This is a genomic window from Prevotella sp. P3-122, assembly GCF_002251365.1.
In the GTDB taxonomy this organism is placed as follows: Bacteria; Bacteroidota; Bacteroidia; order Bacteroidales; family Bacteroidaceae; genus Prevotella.
Window position 1 is genome coordinate 82316 of sequence record NZ_NPJH01000098.1, and the last position, 6527, is coordinate 88842.

At 44.5% G+C, this 6527-nt stretch carries 3 protein-coding genes; all 3 read right to left on the reverse strand.

Annotation, left to right across the window (positions count from 1 at the left end):
• Positions 1 to 3033, reverse strand: coding sequence for an efflux RND transporter permease subunit (locus CIL02_RS15925; RefSeq protein WP_094403238.1), 3033 nt, complete (start codon positions 3031 to 3033; stop codon positions 1 to 3).
• Positions 3030 to 6053 (reverse strand): efflux RND transporter permease subunit, encoded by a 3024-nt coding sequence (locus CIL02_RS15930; RefSeq protein WP_094403239.1) that lies wholly within the window; start codon positions 6051 to 6053, stop codon positions 3030 to 3032. Before CIL02_RS15930 ends, CIL02_RS15925 begins: the two co-directional genes overlap by 4 nt.
• A 6-nt stretch (positions 6054 to 6059) precedes the next feature.
• Positions 6060 to 6527 (reverse strand): hypothetical protein (locus CIL02_RS15935; RefSeq protein ID WP_206073529.1); only part of this gene is annotated, 468 nt, incomplete at its 5' end.

The window sequence follows — 6527 nt, forward strand, 5'->3', positions numbered from 1 at the left end:
TTATGATTTATGTAATTTTACTTTTATGTTTAGTCTCAATATTAATGGCAAAAATAACAAAAGAGGAATGACGCTAACTGAAAGGCCACCAATAGTACCAACCGCAAGGGAATACCAGAACGGTTGTTCCTCATGTCCATCAATGAGGAATGGTATCATTCCGAGCATTGTGGATAGAATGGTCAGTAATATCGGCAGAATTTTGTGATTTAGCGAAGTGACGTACGTCTTCACTCCCCTGCATGACATATTATTGTACTGGCATAATACATATATACCTGCATTGACAGTGAGACCAGACAACAGAACCATGGCGGCAAAGCCACCAGTACCGAACGGAACACCTGTAAGGTAGTATGTCAGGAACAGCCCGATGAACGAAACTGGTATCAGCATAGTAATAGCCAGAGCCTGTAACAGACTCTCAAATATTATTGCCAGAATGAAGAAGATAATCACAGCAACAAGTCCGATAAGCCAGTATTGCGTACCATTGTCATCGTATGCCCCATACGTCTTGTTCAGGCATCTGAAACCAACAGGAAACAAATTGTTATATTTCTCAGTAATCCGCTTGATGTATCTGTCTGTATAGGTATATGAGCCAAGAACATTGAATGCTACCCTCAGGACATATTCCTGATTGTTACGTGGAATGACATTCTTGGCCTGACGCTCGTTAATATCCATAAAGTCAGAAGGACGGACAGCGCGACCGCTTACATTGATATAAGAGTTCCGCAGTTTCCACTGGTCATACGAGTCAATGGTAGATGGCTTTATCATAACAGGAAGTCTACAGTCCTTATCCCTGTCAATGATTATCTCCCCTGCACTACGCTGAGACAACAATCCCTGGATAGCATTGTGAACATCCTGCGGCTTTACGCTGTCAACGGCGAGAGCACGCCTGTCATAGTCCATATAGAACTCATCCTCCTGTTCCTCATGGTCTGGCGTTACGATGGCAATATCCGTCACTCGTTTGTTCTGCCTCATATCACTGCACATATCTTCCGCATAACGGTATAACCTTTCGTAATCATATCCGGAAATTTCAATGCTGTTGGCACGATACTGCAGGTTAAGGGAATTGCTGAACCCTCGTTCACTGACACCCGATGTTGCCCAGTCTGCTCCACCTATTGTTATCACCTTGCCTATCACCTTGTTCTCCAGCATATAAGGGAAACCCGTCTGTAAGGCATCTTTCCTGAATTCCACAACGATGGAAGCACCACGCGAACGTATTGAGGTCTCAAATCTCTTTATCTCCTTATACTGTGTCAGGAATGCTTCCACCTCTTTCACCTTCTCGTTTAGTTCCTGCACGCTGCCACCTACTGGCATCTGTGCACGTATTGTCAGTTGCAGCTCTCTGTCTTTCGGACGGAAAGTATTGGAGTCAAGACAGTCGATGAATAGTTTCAATGCCCCACCAAACATACATGCAAAGACAACAAGCAAAGCCCATCTGCCGATGCGATGCTGGGTAATACCTACATACTTTGAATATAAATGCGTGAAAGCAATAATGAAGCGAGTACCAAAATTCCGCTTTACAATGTTTCTCCTGCTGATATACTGCATCCTCTCTACCAAGGCAGGGGCAAAGAATACTGATACAACTATCGCCACTGCGAGGTTTATCATCACAACGACAGAGAAGTCCTTCAGGTCATGCCGTAGGAAATCCGGCAGCCAGAATACGATTACCAATGAACCTATCGTCGTAAGCATGGCGGCTATGATACCGAGGAAAGCCTTGCGGTTACGGTAATATCCATAGTGATCCACCATAACGATGGTAGAGTCAATGATGATACCGAGTGAAACGGTAATGCCAGCCATGGACATAGGATGCAGGCGGATATCCAACAACCAGTAAACCACAGCGGCAATCAGAATATTCGCAGCAAGGGAAATGGCAATGATACAGAGATATTTCCACCGTCCGCGGCTTACAATCCAGACAAACAGCAGGAGAATGATGAGTGTGAGGGACGAACGTACCAGCAGGGTTCTGAACTCCTTCATCTGTACTTCCGCACGGTCGTAGCTTAATTCATATTCCAATGTGTTCGCCTTTGTCTGCGATGACAGACATCCGTCAATAGCATCCTTCACCGCATCGGACACTCTTACGATATTGGCATCCTTTTCTGCGTATATATTTATATATAATGTATTCTGTCCGTTGATGCGGAAATAACTGTCCGGCTGTTTCTCGCGTACAGTGCATGACGTGAGGTTGTTGAGATACATCGTCTTTCCTCCTATACTCTTCAGTGGCATGGACTCAAAAGTATTATCCTTTTCCTTTGATGAGAGGATGAGAGGTATGGTGACTTGACCTTTGTCTGTGGTGACTTCACCGATAACATCCTCCCTACCTGTATAGTTACGCACTGCTTCAGTTATGTCTGCTCCCTTTATGCCATACAAAGCCATTTCCTCCGCATCGTATGCTATCTCCATATAGTGGGAGGTGGCACCAGTTATGTCAACATGGTGTACTCCTTCTATCCTTTCGATGGAATGTCCCAGTCTGCGCTCCACCAACTGTTTTATCTGTTCGCCTGACATATCGGCAGCATTTACCCGATATGTCAGAATCAGCTTTACCTCATTATCATCAGCGGAAGACGCATTGATCTCTCCTCCAGATACTATAGGGTAAGAGACATCCTCCGGCAGTTTGCTTTTCACCTGTCGCAGTATGGAGGCTATCTCAAACTTTGCCATCGACACATTTGCCTTCGGCTTCATCTCTACGGTTATGAGTCCGGAACCGAAACGGCTTACGGAAGAGACCTTCTCCACTCCTTTTACCGAACTAACCAGAGCTTCAATACGCGAGGTCACGTTCTGCTCAACAACCTTAGCGGAAGCATTATGCCATGAGAAGGAAATGGTGAGAGTCTTTCCTTGCTCAGGGCGTGGCTCATTGCTTATGTCCAGGCGTGGTGTTACCCATACACCGATGACCATCAGAACGCACATGATTAGTATTATGGAAAACGAATGTTTCATTTCTTTCTGTATATCATCAGATAAACCAAAGGCACGAAGAACAGGCTCACCATCGTACCTACAACCATTCCCACGATAATGGCGAATGAAAGTGGGAACTGTAATGCGGAGCCCATGTCACCGCGGTGCATCAGCGGCAATATGGCCAGGATTGTCGTCAGCGATGTCATTACGATAGGTCTCAGTCTGCTGTGTCCTGCCTGCAATACGGACTTCAGCAGAGTCATCTTTGTTCTTGCCCCTGCTTTTGTGGCATTCCTATATATCCTGTTGATTGTGTCAACCTTCAAGATGGAATCGTTGATGATGATACCGCACATCACAACTATACCTATCATTGACATTATGTTCAGAGACTCTCCGCAGACAAACAATACAAGCATAACCATTGCAACATCGATAACCACCTCTGTCAGGATGATTACTGGCTGCAGCATACTCTCAAACTGCGCTGCAAGGATGAAGTAAAGGAGCATGACAGCAACTATCAGTACCATCACCAACTCCCATATCATTGAGCGAGAGGAGAAATAACTTCCCTTGAATGAAGGCTGTATGCTGAGTGACTCTTGATCTGAAAGACGAGAGACATACTCCATTATCTCCTTGGCATCACTGTCACTGGTGCTTTCTATGTTTATCACGGAGATCTCCCCGTCATCACCAGAGAGAAGATGTTTGTAGTCTTCCTTTCGAGATTCTTTTACAAGATATGACAAAGGAATATCAACGCCATCCGTATTTCTTATAGTATTGCTGAGCAGGATATGTGCATCCTTGTTGCCGTTGCCTATTATGACAGGAACGCTCTCACCACCGTTGTTGATGTCATAAATACTGTTGCCGCCAAGTAATTCTCTGAAGCGTGCATACAACTGCTGATAAGAGACCTTAAAATAAGCCATCTGTCCGGCATCGGTGATATACTGCAGATATGCTTCTGTTGATACAGGCTGGATGTCAAGGTGTGGAAAATTCAGTCTCAGAGAATCTGTCACCGTCCTTGTCTGTTCCACTGTTGGTCTGCTGCCGTTACGGTTTTGGAGACGTATCTGCAGCGTTGGCTCGTCTATTGAGAATATGAGGTCAAAGATATTCGTTGCAACAGCGGACTCTACCTTGGCTTTCGGATAATGTGTTTCTATATAGCGTGTCATTTCTTCACGCGCCTTCTCGCATTCATCTGCCGATCTGCTCTTGATGTAGCATACAGCCTCACTGCTCGTTATGTTCCTTGTATGAGAGAGAATGAAGTCCTGACCGCCTACCATCGTTGTGTTTGACTCTATATGTTCCTTAGCCTTATCAATGACCTCTGTGACACGTCGGTGATTCTCTTCAGGTGTTATGCCTGCATTCCAGTCAATCATCACCAGCGCATCGTCAAGTGGCAGTTCCGGCATCCTTTCTTTCTTCAGCAGTGGGAACACTATCAGCAATGCTGCTATACAGACAGCAAACACTACTGCGAATTTCTTTCCGTTTCGCAAAGTGAACCTCATGCCTTGCTCGTAGCATTTCTGCATGATGCGTTCTGCCTTATGAAATTGTTGTATGTTTACATTTGCAGTATTGTTTTTGAACAGCAATCGGTAATAGACGGGTATTACGAGTGATGCTACCATCAGCGAACAGAACAGTGCTATGGTTATTCCCATTGCCTGGTCATAGAATAATGCGCCTGCTGTTCCGCTGAGAAATATCAGCGGTATGAAGACAGAGCAAGTGGTAAGGACAGATGACAGCATCGGCATAAACACTTCCTTGACTGAACCAACTATGCTCGCATCATTGCTTTCCTTCTTCTGTCTGATATTGTCTATCACAATGATGGCATTGTCCACTATCATTCCCACTCCAAGGATAAGACCGGAAAGGGATATAATGTTCAATGATATTCCTGTTATGTAGAAGCACAGCAGCGTCAGTATGAGTGAGAGCGGTATGGATATTATTACCAACAGCGGTATTCTCCATCCACCGATGAAGAGGAACAGCACCATGCTTGCCATCACGATACCGAGTACGAGGTTACACTGAAGGTTCTCCATACTGTATGACAGAAGCCGTGTCTGATCACGTGTTACATGAAAGCTGAGTTCTGGATAATCCTTCGTCAGCTGTGTCATCAGTGTGTCAACGCTTCCTTGCAGCTTACTCATCTGAGCATCGCTCTGTTTTATCACCGCCATTGTTATGGCAGGTTTGCCGTCTGAAGTCACCAGACCTTTGCGCTCGGCAGCCTTCTCTTCTATCTTGCAGATGTCCTTCAACTGCAACAAGCGTCCTTCATGATGCAGGTAGATATTCTCAATGTCGTTGACGGAGAGTATCTGCGAGTCGAAATGTATGGTATAGCGATATATGCCATCGCGAACATTAAGTGCCTCCAATACGATATTGTTGTCGCTGATAGCCTTTTCTATGTCGCTGTTGGTGATACCGAGTCCGCAGATACGTGTCTCATCTGGCGTTATGGTAATCTGTGTCCCTACCATTCCGCTGTAATCCACCATCGCTACCTCTGGCAGTTGTTCAAAGCGTTTGCTGATGACATTCCGCACAAGTCGTGACGATTGTTCTGGTTTTCCACCTGTTACGTCGATATAGAATGCTGGTATATCCAATGCTCCAATCTTCATCACCTTCGGACGCTCCATATCCTTCGGCATGGTGCTCATGGCGCGGTCAATCTTTTCGTTTACCTCGATGAAGAGCAGGCTCATGTCGCTGCCAGGGCTGAACGAAAGGGTTATCACTCCTGCATCAGTACGCGATGTGGATTCAATCTCTTTCAGTCCTGTCACCTGAGACAGTTGCTGACGCATGGGTTTGACAAGACGTTGTTCTATCTCACGTGCAGAACTGCCTTGTGCCGACATCTGCACCACGATGCGTGGTACGTCGATGTCGGGCATGAGTGATACCGGTATGCGTGTGAAGCCAAGCACACCGAGTGTCACGATGGCTATCAATGCCATCGTGACTGCTATCGGGCGATGGAGAATGGTGCGTAGCATTAATAACTATTTTAATTTGAGAATGTTTAAGGAATTATCCTCAATCGAAGTTAAGAATAAGCGGTTGTTATTTTCATCTAAAAGCATTTTGTCTGCAATTATATTCATTACCAATTTCCTTATACAGTTACCATTATAATCATAGATTTCAACTTCAGAGAATCCCGTAGCATCGTTTATATTAACATTTTTCTGTGATAGAATGTAAATATATTTACCACATGCTATGTCTGAGTACGTGATACGTTCTGCAGAAAAATCTTCATGTGTATCATAAATGGAAGTCTCTATAACGGTGTATTTTCCATCTATCTTATAGATTATAAATTTGTCAGAATGTTGGTGAGCTATTACAATCATATTTTCATAACTATTCCACACAAAATCATATAGTGATGAATTTCCTTTATTCGAAGAGTCTATGAATGATATGGAATCAACTAAATTATAATCTTCGAGATTAATCAAATTGAG

Bases quoted from the DNA above. Each gene is read 5' to 3' on its own strand.
- CIL02_RS15930 (WP_094403239.1), bottom strand. From the start codon at position 6,053: ATGCTACGCACCATTCTCCATCGCCCGATAGCAGTCACGATGGCATTG.
- CIL02_RS15925 (WP_094403238.1), bottom strand. From the start codon at position 3,033: ATGAAACATTCGTTTTCCATAATACTAATCATGTGCGTTCTGATGGTC.